We start from the raw sequence: 13,456 nt of genomic DNA, 5'->3' as shown, positions 1-13,456 counted from the left end.
CGGGTGAGAAGGTTGCCGGGGGCCGTCCTCCCGGCGGTCAGTACACGTCCCGTACGTACCGTTTCGCCGCCGCCAGCTGCTTCACGTACGCCGCCGCCTCCGCCTCGTCCAGCCCGCCGTGCGTGACCGCGATGTCGCGCAGCGCCCGGTCCACGTCCTTGGCCATGCGCGAGGCGTCGCCGCAGACGTAGAAGTGGGCGCCGTCCTGGAGCCAGCGCCACAGCTCGGGGCCGTGCTCGCGCATCCGGTCCTGGACGTACACCTTGTTGCGCTGGTCCCGGGAGAACGCGGTGTCGAGGCGGGCCAGGGTGCCCTCGTCGAGCAGCGCGGTCAGCTCGTCCTCGTAGTAGAAGTCACTGGCCCGGTGCTGCTCGCCGAAGAACAGCCAGTTGGGCGCCCGGTGCCCGAGCACCCGCCGCTCCTCGAGGAAGCCGACGAAGGGCGCGACCCCCGTACCCGGACCGACCATCACCATCGGCGTCGAGGCGTCCGACGGCGGACGGAAGTGCGGGGAGCGCTGCACGAAGACCGGCACCTCCGTGTCCGGTTCGGAGTCGGCGAGGAAGGGCGAGCAGACCCCGCCGCGCGCCCGGCCGTGCAGGTTCTCGTACCGCACGACGGAGACCGTCAGCGAGACACTGTGCGGGTCGACGAGCGGGCTGGACGATATGGAGTACAGCCGCGGCTGGAGTTTCCTGAGCACCCCGGCCCACTCCTCGGCGCCCGCCCGCACGGAGTGCTCGGCGATGACGTCCACCGCCTGCCGACCCCAACTCCACTGCGCCAGACCGTCCTTGTTGTCCGGCCGCAGCAGCCTGCGCAACTCTCGGTCGTCGCGGACGCGTTCGGCGACGAAGCGCAGCAGATCGGGGGTGATCCGCGTGATGTCGAGGTGCCGGTGCAGAGCCTCGGCGAACGACGTCCCGCCCACGCCGTCCAGCTCCACCGGCGTCGCCCCGTCGACGCCGGTCACCGCCAGCCATTCCGCCACCAGCGAGGGCGAGTTGACCGGCCGCACGCCGAGCGCGTCGCCCGCCTCGTACGTCAGCGAGGTCCCGCTCGTGTCGAACGTGAAGCGCCGCACCTCCTTGCCCGCGCCGGACCGGCTGAGCAGCCGGTTGCCGACGAGCCGGGCGGTGGTGGCGGGGGGCTTGCGGCCGGCCTTCGGCTTCCCGTCCGGCTTCGGGGCAGCGGGTGTCGCTGTGCCGCCCAGTGCCGTCAGCACCTGGTCGAGCCAGAGCCCGGCCGAAGGCTCGAAGTCCGGTTCGCAGTCCGTACGGGGCGCCATGCGCACCGCGCCCAGTTCGCCCAGCCGCGCGTCGAGCCGCCGCCCGTGGCCGCAGAAGTCGTCGTAGGACGAGTCGCCGAAAGCGAGTACGGCGTACCGCACCCCGTCCAGCCGCGGAGCCTCCGCGTCGGACAGCGTGTCCCAGAAGCCCGACCCGTTGTCCGGGGCGTCACCGTCACCGAACGTGCTGGTGATGAAGAGGAGGTCGGCCGTACGGGCGAGCGCGGGGACATCGGCCTCGTCCATGCCGACCAGGGTGGCCCTGTGCCCCGCCGCGTCCAGTCGCTCGGCGGTGGCGGTGGCGAACTCCTCGGCGTTGCCGGTCTGCGAGGCCCACAGCACGACGACCTCACGACCGTCACGCGTGACGGGTTCCGCCGCCGTCCGGGAGTACATCCCGGCGAGCACGCCGTTGACCCACAGCGCGTGCTCGGGGCTGAACGGCGCGTCCGGAGGCAGGACGGGGATGCCGGGTGCGCCGGTCCCGATGCCGGCGAGGAAGCCGGTCAGATAGAGGCGTTCCTGGGCGGTCAGGACGGGGGGCGGGGAGGGTTCCAGACCGAAGGGACCCGCGGAGCCGGGTGTGACGGCCGTCGGCGTCAGCGCCTCCACCGGCCCCTCCTGCACAGGAGCCGCCACCCTGGTCAGGGAGACCGCGCACACCTTGAACTCCGGCTGGAAGGAGATCGGGTCCACCGCGTCGCTGGTCACCGCGTTGACGCTCAGGTACTCCCCGAACAGATCGTTCCAGTGGAACGGCGCGAACGCGTCCCCCGGCCGCACCCGCTCCGTCACCACGGCCGGCAGCACCGCCCGCCCCCGCCGCGAGGCGACCTCCACCCGGTCCCCGTCGGCGATCCCCAGCTCCCGCGCGTCCCTCGGGTGCACCTCCACGAACGGCCCCGGGTTCAGCTTGTTGAGCTTGGCGACCTTCCCGGTCTTGGTCAGCGTGTGCCACTGGTGCTGCACCCGCCCGGTGTTCAGTACGAACGGGTAGTCGTCGTCGGGCAGCTCGGCGGCCGGCATGTGCGGCCGGGCATGGAAGGCGGCACGCCCGGTCGCGGTCGGGAAGCGAAGCCCGCCGTCCGCGTCGACGTACCGGATCGGATTGCGCTGCGGACCGTCCACCTCGGCGGCCGGCCACTGCACGGGCGTCTCCCGCAGCCGCTCGTACGTCACTCCGCGCAGATCCCAGCCGGTCACCGGGTTCCAGGCCCGCCGTATCTCCTCGAAGACGTCCTCGGCGCTGTCGTACGAGAACCCCTTCTCGTACCCCATCGCGCACGCCACGGCCGCGATGATCCGCCAGTCCGCCATCGCCTCCCCGGGCGGGTCGGTCACGGCCCGGGTCAGCGTCAGATTGCGCTCACTGTTGACGAAGACACCCTCGCCCTCCGTCCACATCGCACCCGGCAGCACGACATCGGCGTACGCGTTGGTCTCGGTCTCCCCGAAGACGTCCTGCGTGACGACGAACTCGGCGGCCTCCAGCCCCTCGATGACGGTCCGGCGGTTGGCGACCGAGGCCACGGGGTTGGTGCAGATGATCCAGCAGGCCTTGATCTCGCGATCGGCCATCTTCTGGAACATCTCGACGGTGCCCTTGCCGACGCCGTCCGCGCGCAGCGTGCCCGGCGGCAGCTGCCACAGCTCCTCGACGAAGTCCCGCTCGGCCTCGACGAGCACGGACCGCTGCCCCGGCAGCCCCGGCCCCATGTACCCCATCTCACGCCCGCCCATGGCGTTCGGCTGCCCGGTGAGCGAGAACGGCCCGGAGCCCGGTCGGCAGATGGCACCCGTCGCCAGATGCAGGTTGACCAGGGCGTTCGTGTTCCAGGTGCCGTGCGTGGACTGGTTGAGCCCCATCGTCCAGCAGCTCATCCACTCACCCGCCGCGCCGATCAGCCGGGCCGCCTCCCGCAGGTCGTCCTCGGCGAGTCCGGTGATCTCCGCGACGGCGGCCGGCGCGTAGTCGGCGAGGAAGGCGGGCATCGCCTCCCAGCCCTCGGTGTGCGCGGCGATGAAGTCGGGGTCGGTGTGACCGTTCTCGACGAGCAGGTGCAGCAGACCGTTGAGGAGCGCGAGGTCGGTGCCCGGCTTGATCTGGAGGAAGAGGTCGGCCTTGGCGGCGGTGGCGGTGCGCCGCGGATCGACCACGATGAGCTTGGCGCCCGCCTTGACCCGCTCCATCATCCGCAGGAAGAGGATGGGGTGGCAGTCGGCCATGTTCGAACCGGCGACGAGGAACACATCGGCCTTGTCGAAGTCCTCGTAGGACCCCGGCGGCCCGTCGGCCCCCAGCGACAGCTTGTATCCCGCCCCGGCGCTGGCCATGCACAGCCGCGAGTTCGACTCGATCTGGTTGGTGCGGATGAACCCCTTGGCCAGCTTGTTCGCCAGGTACTGCGCCTCCAGGCTCATCTGCCCGGACACATAGAGGGCGACCGCGTCCGGCCCGTGCTCGTCGATGATCGCGCGGAGCCGGCGGGCGGTCTCGGCGATGGCGTCGGCGGCCGGGGCGGGCACCGGCTCCTCACCCCGGTCGTCCCTGACCAGGGCGGTGGTCAGCCGCCCGGGCGCCGCGAGCATCTCGGCCGTCGTCGCGCCCTTGGTGCACAGCCGTCCCGCGTTCGCCGGGTGCGCCTTGTCCCCGGAGGCCTTCAGGACCGTACGCCGCCCGTCGGGCCCCATCCCGACGTCCAGCAGGACCCCGCAGCCGACCCCGCAGTACGTGCAGACCGTCCGCACCTGAGTCGTGGAGGACGGAGCCGTGGAGGCCGGAGTCGGGGAGGTGGTCGAGATCACGCGCTGCCCTTCTCCGGCGGTCGGGGTGGTACGTGAAGCGTACGAATTGCCCGTTACGTCGATGTCACATCCCTTGATCATGAGGAGTTACGTCGGCCACACAGTCGCCGATGGGGCGATGTGAGGGGGAGTGGAGCCGTACGGGACGGGTTCGGTGCGGTCGCGGACCGTGTCGCTGTTGGGCCGAACGGGTGACTTGGCGTAAGAATTGGCTGGTGCAGGCATGGAAGGCAAATCAACTCGGGGGGAGCCGGTGAACAGCCACGACGTCACCGATGAACAGTGGGAGGGGCTCGCCCAGGTCGTGCCGTTGCGTGGACGTGACGCCTGGCCGTCCGCGGTGGACCACCGAGTGCCTCCCGAGGCGGCGACGGAACCGCGCCGCCGGTTCGTCGTCCTGCGGGTCAACGTGTTCGCCGACGCCCGCGACGTCGCCGAGACGCTCATGGCGGGGATTCCGGTGCTGCTGGATCTGACGGGGGCGGAGACCGAGGTCGCCAAGCGGGTGCTCGACTTCAGCACGGGCGTTGTCTTCGGGCTGGCGAGCGGGATGCACCGGGTGGACCGGAACGTGTTCCTGCTGACGCCGCCCGGGACCGAGGTGAGCGGGCTGATGGAAGGCGCGGGGGTGCCGGGCACCTGAGGGTGCCGGGCGGTCCCCCGATCGTAGGAAGGGTGCCGCGGGGGAACGGTTCGCCTGAGCGGCCGGGGCCTACGGTCCGGACATGGCCGTGCCGTCCTCTGTCTCCCGTGCCCTGTCCGTGCCGCCTCAGGGGTGCCGTGGGGGTGCGGCGCCCGGGCTTCGGCCGCCCTCCGCGGAAAACTCCTTGGGCGAGTCCGCGGGTGACTCCGTGAGCGGCGAGACGTACCCCGACCGGCCCCGTGTCACCGAGTTACGGCTGTCGGCCTTCGCCGGGCTTCGGCGGGCAGCGCTGCCGCTCGGGGCGCTCACGTTCCTCGCCGGGCCGAGCGGGTCCGGCAAGACGACCGCGTTACGGGCGTACGAGGCCCTGGCCCGGCTGGGCGGCGGTGCCGAGGTGGGGGAGGTGTTCCCCGACCCCGTCGCGTACGTTCCGGAAAGGGCCCGGCCCGACGCCCAGCGGCGGCGCGGCTTCCGTATCGGGTGCACGGTGGACGGCCCCGAGGGGCCGGTGCGGCTCGATGTCGCCGTGCAGGCCGAGCCCGAACTGCGGATCGTGGGGGAGCGGCTGAGCGCGGGCGGCGTGGTGCTGCTGGAGACGGCCCTGCGCGATCCGAGCCGGCCCTGTGTGCAGGCCGCCTGGCACACGGCCGGTCAGTCCCCGGTCACGCGGGCGCCCCTGCCGGACGACCGGCTCGCCACGGCCCTGCTACCGCTGCGGGTGGCCGGGAAGACGGACGGGCAGCGGCGGGTGCTCGCGGCGGCCGAGCAGATGGTCGTGGCGCTGCGGTCGGTCTACGCCTGTGATCCCCGGCCGGATCGGATGCGGGCGCCGGTGCCGATCGGGTCGGGGCGGTTGCTCGGGGCCTGCGACAACCTCGCCGAGGTGCTGTGGCGGACGCGCGCCGAGTGCGGGCGGCGGCATGCGCAGTTCGTGGCGGCGGTGCGGGCGGGATGTGCGGGGGCGGTGGCCGACGTGGTCGGTGAGGTGGTGGGGGACGGGACGGTGCGGGGAGTGCTGGACCGGGGGGACGGGGTGCGAACGGAGCTCGGGCGGCTGGGAGACGGGGAGTTGCGGTATCTCGCGCTGGCGTTGGTGCTGCTGACGGGGCCCGGGGTGCTGGAGGTCGATCCGGTGGGCGAGGTGCCTGCGGCCCTGCAGACGTTGGGTGTGCTGGTGGACGGGTTCGACCGGGGGCTGGATCCGGTGCAGCGGCGGGAGTTGACGGGGCTCGCGGCGCGGATGTGCGAGCGGGGGCATATCCGGGTGGTGGGGGCCGTGAGTGATGTGGCGGGGTTGGCGGAGGGGGATTCCGTGACGGTGGTACACCTGGGGCGTGACCGAACCTCTTGATGTGGCCGGGCTTCAGCGCAGGCTGGCCGAGTTCGCTGCCGTGCGGGGCTGGCAGCCGTATCACACGCCGAAGAACCTCGTCGCGGCGCTCAGCGTCGAGGCGTCCGAGCTGGTGGAGATCTTCCAGTGGATGACGCCGGAGGAGTCCTCGCGGGTCATGGACGACGCGGAGAGCGCGGGGCGGGTGACCGACGAGGTCGCGGACGTACTGGCGTATCTGTTGCAGCTGTGCGAGGTGCTCGGGATCGATCCGTTGGCGGCGTTGGACGCGAAGATCGATCGGAACGAGCGGAGGTTTCCGGCGCCGTAGGGGGCTGGTGGAGGTCTGGCGGTACCGGAGGGTGGGGGAGGAGCGCGCTCCGTTTTCACTCTCTGTGGTTGCTGGATGCGTTGTAGCTGAAAAGTTGTCCGCAGATTTCCGTCTTCCTCTGGCTTTTCGTCTCAAGGGCCTTCACTCTGGGTAGTGAACCAGGGAGTTCGGGCGGACGCGTGGGCAGCGCGTCGGGACAGACGGGGACTGCGGATGGACGCGGTGCGGCTGATCGTGACGAGCAGGCGGGCGCTGGCGGGGAGCAAGGGCGTCCCGGAGATGATGACCGAGGTGTGGCAGGCGCAGGCCCTCGCTCAGGCGATCGGCAGCCGGCTCGCGGTCTTCGGCCCACCTGAACTGCGGGGCGAGGCGCTGGGGTTGACGGAGTTGGCGGGGCGGGGGTGCGGTGTCCTGGACACGCCGGATCTGGCGGAGGGGGACTTACGGGCCGCCCAGCTCACGGAGTTGGGGGATGCGCGGCAGGCGCTGATGCATCTGGGGAGCCTGTTGGGTGAGGTGGGGATCGCGCTGGTCGGGATGGCCAGTGGGGCGGACGACGAGACGACGTACTGGCAGTGCGTGGAAGCGATCGACGCGGCGGACGAGTCCCGGGATCGGGTGCTGGAGATGCTGCGGAGACTTGCGGATCGGGATGAGGTGGTGCCGGAGGCGGGGTGACCTCCGGCGGTTGGGGCGGGGTGCCTGCGGCGGCCTGTTGCGGTGGATGGGGGCTGGTCGCGCCCACGCGGCGGAGCCGCATATCGATACGGCCCCGCGCCCCTGGAATGCCTGCGGTGGCCTGTTGCTGTCCGGTGGGGGATGCGTGTAGCGCGGTTCGGTGGGGTGGTGGGTCGGGGCCGTGCCGGAGGGTGTCCGTCCTCGGTCCGGTGCTCGGACTTGCGCGGGAGGTGCCGTGTGTTGACACCGGACTCTGCGGGCGGACACCCCCCGACACGTCCCCTTGCCGCCGCGGGCGACCGCGGCGCCGTGTGGGGAGGGCGTACTCAGGGCCTGCGGGCGTGGAAGGTGCGGCGCAGGTCGCTCACCCAGGCGTCGGGGTTCTCCCAGGGGATGAAGTGGCCGCCGTGGTCGTGGGCGTTGACGTTGACGTGGTTGAACCAGGCGGCCTGGGCGCCGGACTTGAAGACCTGGACGCGCTCGTCGGCGGTGTGGATGCCGGGTGGGTTCTCGTACGTGACGAGGGTGAGGCCGACCGGGGCCTGTACGACGGGGGTGCGGTCGTGGGCGGGGGTCCAGGGGTAGCGGTTGGCGTTGGCGTAGTAACGCATCGACGTGGCGACGGAGTTGTTCGCCCAGTAGATCGTGGCGTGAGTGAGCAGGTCGTCCCTGGTGAAGACGGATTCGACGTCGCCGCCGTTGTCGCTCCAGGCGTTCCAGCGCTCCAGGAGCCAGGCGAGCAGTCCGGCCGGAGAGTCGCTCAGTCCGTGGGCCAGGGTGGCGCCGTCGAGCATGTGGACCGCGAGGTGGGAAGCCCACCGGTGGTCCTGGTCGATGATGCGGGCGCGGACGTCGGCGGGCTGGTCGTCGGTCAGGGGGCGGTTGCGGGCGAAGTCCCAGGCGCGGGGGCCGGTGAAGAAGTCGAGCGGCAGCCCGGAGCCGATGTGGATGCCGTAGAGCTCGTCGGGGTACTTGTGGCCGAGCTGGCTGGAGACGATCCCGCCGATGTCGCAGCCCCCGGCGGCGTACTTCTCGTATCCCAGCGTCTCGGTCATCAGGGTGTGCCAGAGGTCAGAGACCTTCCAGAAGTTGACGTCCGGAAAGCCGGTGAGCGGACCCGGGAAGCCGAAGCCGGGCAGGGACGGCACGATGACGTCGAAGGCGTCGGCGGGATCACCGCCGAACGCCGCCGGGTCGGCGAGCGGGTCGATCACCTTCGACCAGTGCCAGAACGTCCACGGCCAGCCGTGGGTGAGGATCAACGGGATCGGGCGGGGCCCGCGGCCCGGTTTGCGCATGAAGTGCACCGGAACCCCTGCGACGCTCACCTCGTAGTGCTCGTAGGCGTTGATGTCGGCCTCGACCTTGCGCCAGTCGTAGCCGTCCCGCCAGTAGGCGACCAACTCACGCAGATAGCTGTCCGGGACACCGTAGGACCAGTCCTCGTTGCCCTCGTCCAACGGCGGCCGGGTCCGCGCGAGCCGGCCGCGCAGGTCGTCGAGGACCCGGTCGGGCACATGGATCGGGGTGGGCTCCAGGGGAAAGGCATGCGGGGTGGTCATGGCGTGGTTCCAACCCTCCGTCAGCGACTCCGACGACGCGACCATGCCACATGGGGCCACGGTACCGGCCCACTTCCAGCCTGTCCGGCGTCTGGGAACGAGGCCGTCCCAAGCCTTCACCCACCCGCAGGGCGCCACGCCGTCCCAGGCACTTCCAGCCCGTCCGGCGTTCGAGGACGAGGTCCGTCCCGAGCCCCCACCCACCCGCAGGGCGCCACGCCGTCCCAGGCACCTCCAGCCCGTCCGGCGTTTGGGGACGAGGCCGAAGGCCGATGGGGGCCCAGGGGGCGCAGCCCCATGGCGGGGTCGAAGGGGCGGAGCCCCTGGAGATGGGACGGGTAGGGGCGGCGGGGGCGAAAGCCGCCCCGGTGGTCAGCCCGCGTCGCCGTCCGGTCGAGATGCCCCCGTCGACTGAAGGTCCGCGTCCAGGGCAGACAGGTCCGCGTTCAGGGCAGCCATCAGCTCCTCCATCTGCTGCAGCAGCCCCTTGGGCTGACCGGCACCGGCGGTCTGCTGTGGTGCGAGTTCCTCGGACATGACGGCCTCCTCGGGCCTCCGGCCCCCCCCAATGGCAGCGGGCCGACACGGTGACGCCCCGACGGTCGACAAGGACGGTGGCGGGCGCCGGGCGGTCCGGCTCCGTTCGAGCCAACGATCACCGTCGGGGCCGGTCACTGGCCCGGGCAGCGGCCGACACGGGGCGTTGACGGAATTCACCCGACCGGGGACGCGAGGGGCAGGGAGCCTCATGCGGTTGACGGACGCCGCGGCGTGCAGGATGGAGGCATGGATCTTCGCATCTTCACCGAGCCCCAGCAGGGGGCCACCTACGACACCCTTCTCACCGTGGCGAAGGCCACGGAAGATCTCGGGTTCGATGCCTTCTTCCGGTCGGACCACTACTTGAAGATGGGCTCGGGTGACGGGCTTCCCGGCCCCACCGACGCCTGGATCACGCTTGCCGGTCTCGCACGCGAGACCAAGCGGATCCGGCTCGGCACCCTGATGACCGCCGGCACCTTCCGCCTGCCCGGCGTGCTCGCCATCCAGGTCGCCCAGATCGACCAGATGTCCGGCGGCCGCGTCGAACTCGGCCTGGGCGCTGGATGGTTCGAGGAGGAGCACAAGGCGTACGGCATCCCGTTCCCGAAGGAGAAGTTCGGGCGGCTGGAGGAGCAGCTCGCCATCGTCACGGGACTGTGGGCGACACAGGTCGGGCAGACCTTCGACTTCAAGGGCGAGCACTACACGCTCAGCGACTCGCCCGCCCTGCCCAAGCCCGCGCAGAACAAGATCCCCGTGCTCATCGGCGGCCACGGCGCCACCCGCACGCCGCGCCTGGCCGGCCGGTACGCCGACGAGTTCAACATGCCGTTCGCCTCGGTCGAGGACAGCGAGCGGCAGTTCGGCCGGGTCCGTGCCGCGGCGGAGGCGGCCGGGCGCAAGGGCGACGACCTCGTCTACTCAAACGCCCTCGTGGTGTGCGTGGGCAAGGACGAGCAGGAGATCGCCCGGCGCGCCGCCGCCATCGGGCGTGAGGTCGACGAGCTCAGGCTCAACGGGCTGGCCGGTTCCCCGGACGAGGTCGTCGAGAAGATCGGCCGGTACCAGGAGGCCGGGTCGCAGCGGATCTACCTCCAGGTCCTCGACCTCGATGACCTGGACCACCTGGAGCTGATCTCCTCCCAGGTGCAGTCGCAGCTGTCGTAGGGCCGACACGGCGGAGTTCGTGGTGCCGTCCGGCGGATCGGGTCGTTCCCGGTGTGATCCGCCGGACGCGGTCCTGTCATGGCTTGCGGGCGACCCCCACGTACAGCGGTATGTCGTCGGACCCGGCCTGCTCGCCCGGTTCGGGGTGCCAGTTCGCGGCGAGCACCACGCCGGGGGCCAGCAGGTCGAGGCCTGTGAAGAAGGCGGCGAAGGCTTCGTGCGAGCGCACCTGGGCCGGGGTGCCGCCCCTGCGGTAGACCTCGACGACGCGCTCCCAGGTCTCCGGGTCGAAGTCCCCGGTCGCGTGCGACAGCGTCACATGGCTCCCGGGCGCGAGCGGCTCGATCAACTCGCCGACGATCCGCGCCGGTTCGTCCTCGTCCGGCACCAGGTGCAGAAGCGCCACCAGGGACAGCGCGATCGGCCGGCTGAAGTCGAGGGTCTTGCGCGCCTCCGCGAGGATCTTTCCCGGCTCCCGTACGTCGCCGTGGACGTAGGCGGTCCTTCCCTCGCGTGTGCTGTGCAGCAGGGCCTCGGCGTGCCGCAGGACGATCGGGTCGTTGTCGGCGTACACGACGCGGGCGTCCGGGGTGATCCCCTGCACGATCTGGTGGAGGTTGGGCTCGGTCGGGATGCCGGTCCCTATGTCGAGGAACTGCCGTACGCCTCGCTCGGCCAGCAGCCGGGAGGCGCGGTGCATGAAGCGGCGGTTGGTCCGTGCCATGTCCCGTACGTCGGGGAAGAGGGAGACCACCTGCTCGGCCGCCTCCGCGTCGACCGGGTAGTTGTCCTTGCCGCCTAGGAAGTAGTCGTACATACGAGCCGAGTGGGGCTTGCTGGTGTCCAGCCGTAACCCGGTGTCTGTCATGGGAGGCCTCCGCTTCTACGTGGGCGCTCAGGCGTACGTTGTTCGAACGCCTGGACGCTCGGGAGGCTAGCGAAGATTCCCGGGTCGTGGGTCGCCCGCTCAGTACGGTGAGTCGGTCGGCGGGCGACCCGACGCCGGTGCGAATCGGCTGATCAGGACGAGGCGAGCGCGGTGGCAAGCGGTGCGGCGAGCTTTTCGGGCAGCACCCGCTCGGCGCGTACGTGTGTGCAGCCGACCCACTCGGCGGCCTCCCGCAGCGCTTTCGCCGCAGCCGCTACGTGTGTGGCGCCCGCCAGCGAGATCTGACGCGCCACCAGGGTCCGCCCCTCGCGTGCCGGATCCACCCTGCCCACCAGACGCCCTCCCGCGAGCAGCGGCATCGCGAAATAGCCGTGCACCCGCTTCTCCTTGGGGACATACGCTTCGAGGCGGTGGGTGAAGCCGAAGACCCGTTCGGTGCGCGCCCGGTCCCACACCAGTGAGTCGAAGGGCGAGAGCAGCGTGGTGCGGTGGCGGCCGCGCGGCTGTTCGGCCAGGGCGACGGGGTCGGCCCAGGCGGCGGCCGCACTGCCGTCCTTGCCCCAGCCGGCCACCGTCACCTCGACCAGCCCGCTGCCGGGCAGCGCCGAGCGGATCTGTTCCACCGTCAGCCGTTGGTAGTCCGCCAGATCCTTCACCGTCGCCACCCCCAGCGCCGCCCCGGCCCGCGTGGTGAGCTCGCGCAGGCAGGCCGCGTCGTCCAGGTCCTGCGCCAGCAGCTCGGCGGGCACCGCCCGTTCGGCCAGGTCGTACACCCGCTTCCAGCCCCGGCGTTCGGTGCAGACGACCACACCGGTGTCCAGCAGCCACTCGATGGCGATCTTCGACTCCGACCAGTCCCACCAGGGGCCGCCGTTCTTCGCGCCGCCCAGCTCGGTGGCCGTCATCGGGCCCTCGCCGCGCAGCCGGGCCAGCACCTCGGCGCAGGAGCGTTCGCTGTCGGCCATCTTGTGCCAACGGTGGCCCCGTTCGACGAACGCCCGGCGCCGGAAGGCGTACAACGGCCAGGTGTCGATGGGGAGTACACAGGCGGCGTGCGACCAGTACTCGAACGCGCGGGTCTGCTGCCAGTACGCCGCCTCCACCGCGCCGCGGCCCACCGCGCCGAGTCGGGCGTAGGGCACCAGCTCGTGCGAGCGGGCCAGCACGGAGATGGTGTCGAGCTGTACGGCGCCCAGGTGCCGCAGCACGGCCCGGGGATCGGCGCGCCTGCCGTACGGAGATCCGAGCAGGCCCTGCGCGCGCAGGAAGATCCGGCGCGCCTCGTCGGCGGTGAGGGTCAGTTCTGGCATAGCCGCAGCCTAGGAGTCAGCATGACGATCAAGTGAAGGCACCTCGTGGTCTTGGAGCGTTTGCCGGTCGTGCTCAGCTCTCGATGCGGTAGTGGGCGGCCAATCCGGTGATGTGTGGGCTGAGTTCGGGGCGCAGGATCAGGTCTTCGTCGTAGTCGCCGCCGTTCTGGTGGCGGAAGGGCAGCGGTTCGGTGTGCGGGAGGTGCCTCAGACGTGCGCGCAAGGCGTTGGCGTGGAGGGTGTAGGCGGCTACGTCCATGCGGTCGGCCCCGTGCACCAGCAGCGGTGGGAGGACGTCGATGCCCGCGTACCACAGAGTGCCGTGCTGAAGGGGGAAGAGCAGGTCGTCCAGCTCACCGTTGATACCGCGCGGTCCCAGGCTCGCCTCGCGGGCGCCGGAGCTGACGATGACCATAGCCCGCTTGCCGGCGAGCGCGCCTTCGCCGTAGCGCAGCTGGCGTCCCTGGGCGTCGTGGATGCCGAAGGCGAAACCGCCCACGAAGACGCGGTCGAACCAACCTTTGAGAATGGCGGGCATTCCGTACCACCACAGAGGGAACTGCACGATCAGAGTGTCCGCCCAGGACAGCTTCTCGTGCTCGGCGGTGATATCGGGAGCCAGAGCGCCTCGGCGGACGGCTTCCTGTGCCGCCTGACCGACGATCAGCCGATCGCCTTCCGCGTGGGAGAAATCGCTGGCCGTCACGACCGGGTTGAACTTCATCGCGTACAGGTCGCTGGTGCGGACCTCGTGCCCCTGCTCTTCGAGAAACCGGACGCCGTCGCGATGCAGGGAGCCGTTGAGGGAACGGGGTTCGGGATGAGCGGTGAGCCACAGGACTTTCACCATCGGTTCCTTTCTTGCATACGAACACAGAGTCCCCGCCGAGAAACTGACGGGGACTCATGC

11 protein-coding genes are annotated in these 13,456 nt (G+C 71.0%); 5 read left to right on the top strand and 6 right to left on the bottom strand.

The features are described from left to right. Positions 1 to 37 precede the first annotated feature (37 nt). A complete protein-coding gene (locus ACFZBP_RS05650) occupies positions 38 to 3,979 on the bottom strand; it encodes a molybdopterin-dependent oxidoreductase (RefSeq protein WP_391410382.1) in 3,942 nt (1,313 codons plus the stop codon). 337 nt (positions 3,980 to 4,316) lie between these two features. Here ACFZBP_RS05650 and ACFZBP_RS05645 point away from each other — a divergent pair, with 337 nt between their 5' ends. From ACFZBP_RS05645 to ACFZBP_RS05630, 4 genes are all read left to right on the top strand, one after another. Beyond that, on the top strand, positions 4,317 to 4,736 hold the full coding sequence (locus ACFZBP_RS05645) for a cell division protein SepF (RefSeq protein WP_062719538.1): 420 nt from the start codon (positions 4,317 to 4,319) through the stop codon (positions 4,734 to 4,736). An 82-nt stretch (positions 4,737 to 4,818) separates the two neighbouring features. Beyond that, complete coding sequence (locus tag ACFZBP_RS05640) at positions 4,819 to 6,087, top strand: AAA family ATPase (protein ID WP_391410208.1); 1,269 nt, start codon at positions 4,819 to 4,821, stop codon at positions 6,085 to 6,087. After that, positions 6,071 to 6,397 (top strand): nucleotide pyrophosphohydrolase, encoded by a 327-nt coding sequence (locus ACFZBP_RS05635; protein WP_383456741.1) that lies wholly within the window; start codon positions 6,071 to 6,073, stop codon positions 6,395 to 6,397. Before ACFZBP_RS05640 ends, ACFZBP_RS05635 begins: the two co-directional genes overlap by 17 nt. 213 nt (positions 6,398 to 6,610) lie before the next feature. Then, a complete protein-coding gene (locus ACFZBP_RS05630; RefSeq protein ID WP_391410205.1) occupies positions 6,611 to 7,075 on the top strand; it encodes a DUF6099 family protein in 465 nt (154 codons plus the stop codon). 326 nt (positions 7,076 to 7,401) lie between these two features. Here the strand turns inward: ACFZBP_RS05630 and ACFZBP_RS05625 are convergent, their stop codons facing one another. After that, positions 7,402 to 8,637 (bottom strand): alpha/beta fold hydrolase, encoded by a 1,236-nt coding sequence (locus ACFZBP_RS05625; protein WP_391410203.1) that lies wholly within the window; start codon positions 8,635 to 8,637, stop codon positions 7,402 to 7,404. A 372-nt stretch (positions 8,638 to 9,009) separates the two neighbouring features. Then, positions 9,010 to 9,174 carry a hypothetical protein gene (locus ACFZBP_RS05620; protein WP_383456730.1) on the bottom strand — a complete coding sequence of 55 codons (165 nt, stop codon included), beginning with the start codon at positions 9,172 to 9,174 and terminating at the stop codon, positions 9,010 to 9,012. 249 nt (positions 9,175 to 9,423) lie between these two features. On the opposite strand from ACFZBP_RS05620, the gene ACFZBP_RS05615 reads away from it, so the two are divergent. Next, positions 9,424 to 10,347, top strand: a complete 924-nt coding sequence (locus ACFZBP_RS05615; protein WP_391410201.1) for a TIGR03560 family F420-dependent LLM class oxidoreductase — start codon at positions 9,424 to 9,426, stop codon at positions 10,345 to 10,347. Positions 10,348 to 10,423: 76 nt separating this feature from the next. On the opposite strand, the gene ACFZBP_RS05610 is transcribed toward ACFZBP_RS05615, so the two are convergent. From ACFZBP_RS05610 to ACFZBP_RS05600, 3 genes are all read right to left on the bottom strand, one after another. After that, positions 10,424 to 11,215: an SAM-dependent methyltransferase gene (locus ACFZBP_RS05610; RefSeq protein ID WP_383456725.1), complete on the bottom strand. Its 792-nt coding sequence runs from the start codon at positions 11,213 to 11,215 to the stop codon at positions 10,424 to 10,426. A gap of 152 nt (positions 11,216 to 11,367) precedes the next feature. Then, positions 11,368 to 12,546 (bottom strand): DNA glycosylase AlkZ-like family protein, encoded by a 1,179-nt coding sequence (locus tag ACFZBP_RS05605; RefSeq protein ID WP_391410199.1) that lies wholly within the window; start codon positions 12,544 to 12,546, stop codon positions 11,368 to 11,370. Between the two features lie 73 nt (positions 12,547 to 12,619). After that, a complete protein-coding gene (locus ACFZBP_RS05600; protein ID WP_383456719.1) occupies positions 12,620 to 13,396 on the bottom strand; it encodes an NAD(P)H-dependent oxidoreductase in 777 nt (258 codons plus the stop codon). Between the last annotated feature and the right edge of the window lie 60 nt (positions 13,397 to 13,456).

It is taken from the genome of Streptomyces sp. NPDC008086, from assembly GCF_042957325.1.
In the GTDB taxonomy this organism is placed as follows: Bacteria; Actinomycetota; Actinomycetes; order Streptomycetales; family Streptomycetaceae; genus Streptomyces.
Note: the sequence above shows the minus strand (reverse complement) of the source record. Positions and strands in the feature narration are given on the sequence as shown.

What these genes read in the sequence shown, in the direction of transcription:
- ACFZBP_RS05630 (WP_391410205.1), top strand. Translation starts at nt 6,611, where the DNA reads ATGGACGCGGTGCGGCTGATCGTGACGAGCAGGCGGGCGCTGGCGGGG.
- ACFZBP_RS05650 (WP_391410382.1), bottom strand. Translation starts at nt 3,979, where the DNA reads ATGGGGCCCGACGGGCGGCGTACGGTCCTGAAGGCCTCCGGGGACAAG.
- ACFZBP_RS05610 (WP_383456725.1), bottom strand. Translation starts at nt 11,215, where the DNA reads ATGACAGACACCGGGTTACGGCTGGACACCAGCAAGCCCCACTCGGCT.
- ACFZBP_RS05640 (WP_391410208.1), top strand. Translation starts at nt 4,819, where the DNA reads ATGGCCGTGCCGTCCTCTGTCTCCCGTGCCCTGTCCGTGCCGCCTCAG.
- ACFZBP_RS05620 (WP_383456730.1), bottom strand. Translation starts at nt 9,174, where the DNA reads ATGTCCGAGGAACTCGCACCACAGCAGACCGCCGGTGCCGGTCAGCCC.
- ACFZBP_RS05600 (WP_383456719.1), bottom strand. Translation starts at nt 13,396, where the DNA reads ATGGTGAAAGTCCTGTGGCTCACCGCTCATCCCGAACCCCGTTCCCTC.
- ACFZBP_RS05645 (WP_062719538.1), top strand. Translation starts at nt 4,317, where the DNA reads ATGGAAGGCAAATCAACTCGGGGGGAGCCGGTGAACAGCCACGACGTC.
- ACFZBP_RS05625 (WP_391410203.1), bottom strand. Translation starts at nt 8,637, where the DNA reads ATGACCACCCCGCATGCCTTTCCCCTGGAGCCCACCCCGATCCATGTG.
- ACFZBP_RS05615 (WP_391410201.1), top strand. Translation starts at nt 9,424, where the DNA reads ATGGATCTTCGCATCTTCACCGAGCCCCAGCAGGGGGCCACCTACGAC.
- ACFZBP_RS05605 (WP_391410199.1), bottom strand. Translation starts at nt 12,546, where the DNA reads ATGCCAGAACTGACCCTCACCGCCGACGAGGCGCGCCGGATCTTCCTG.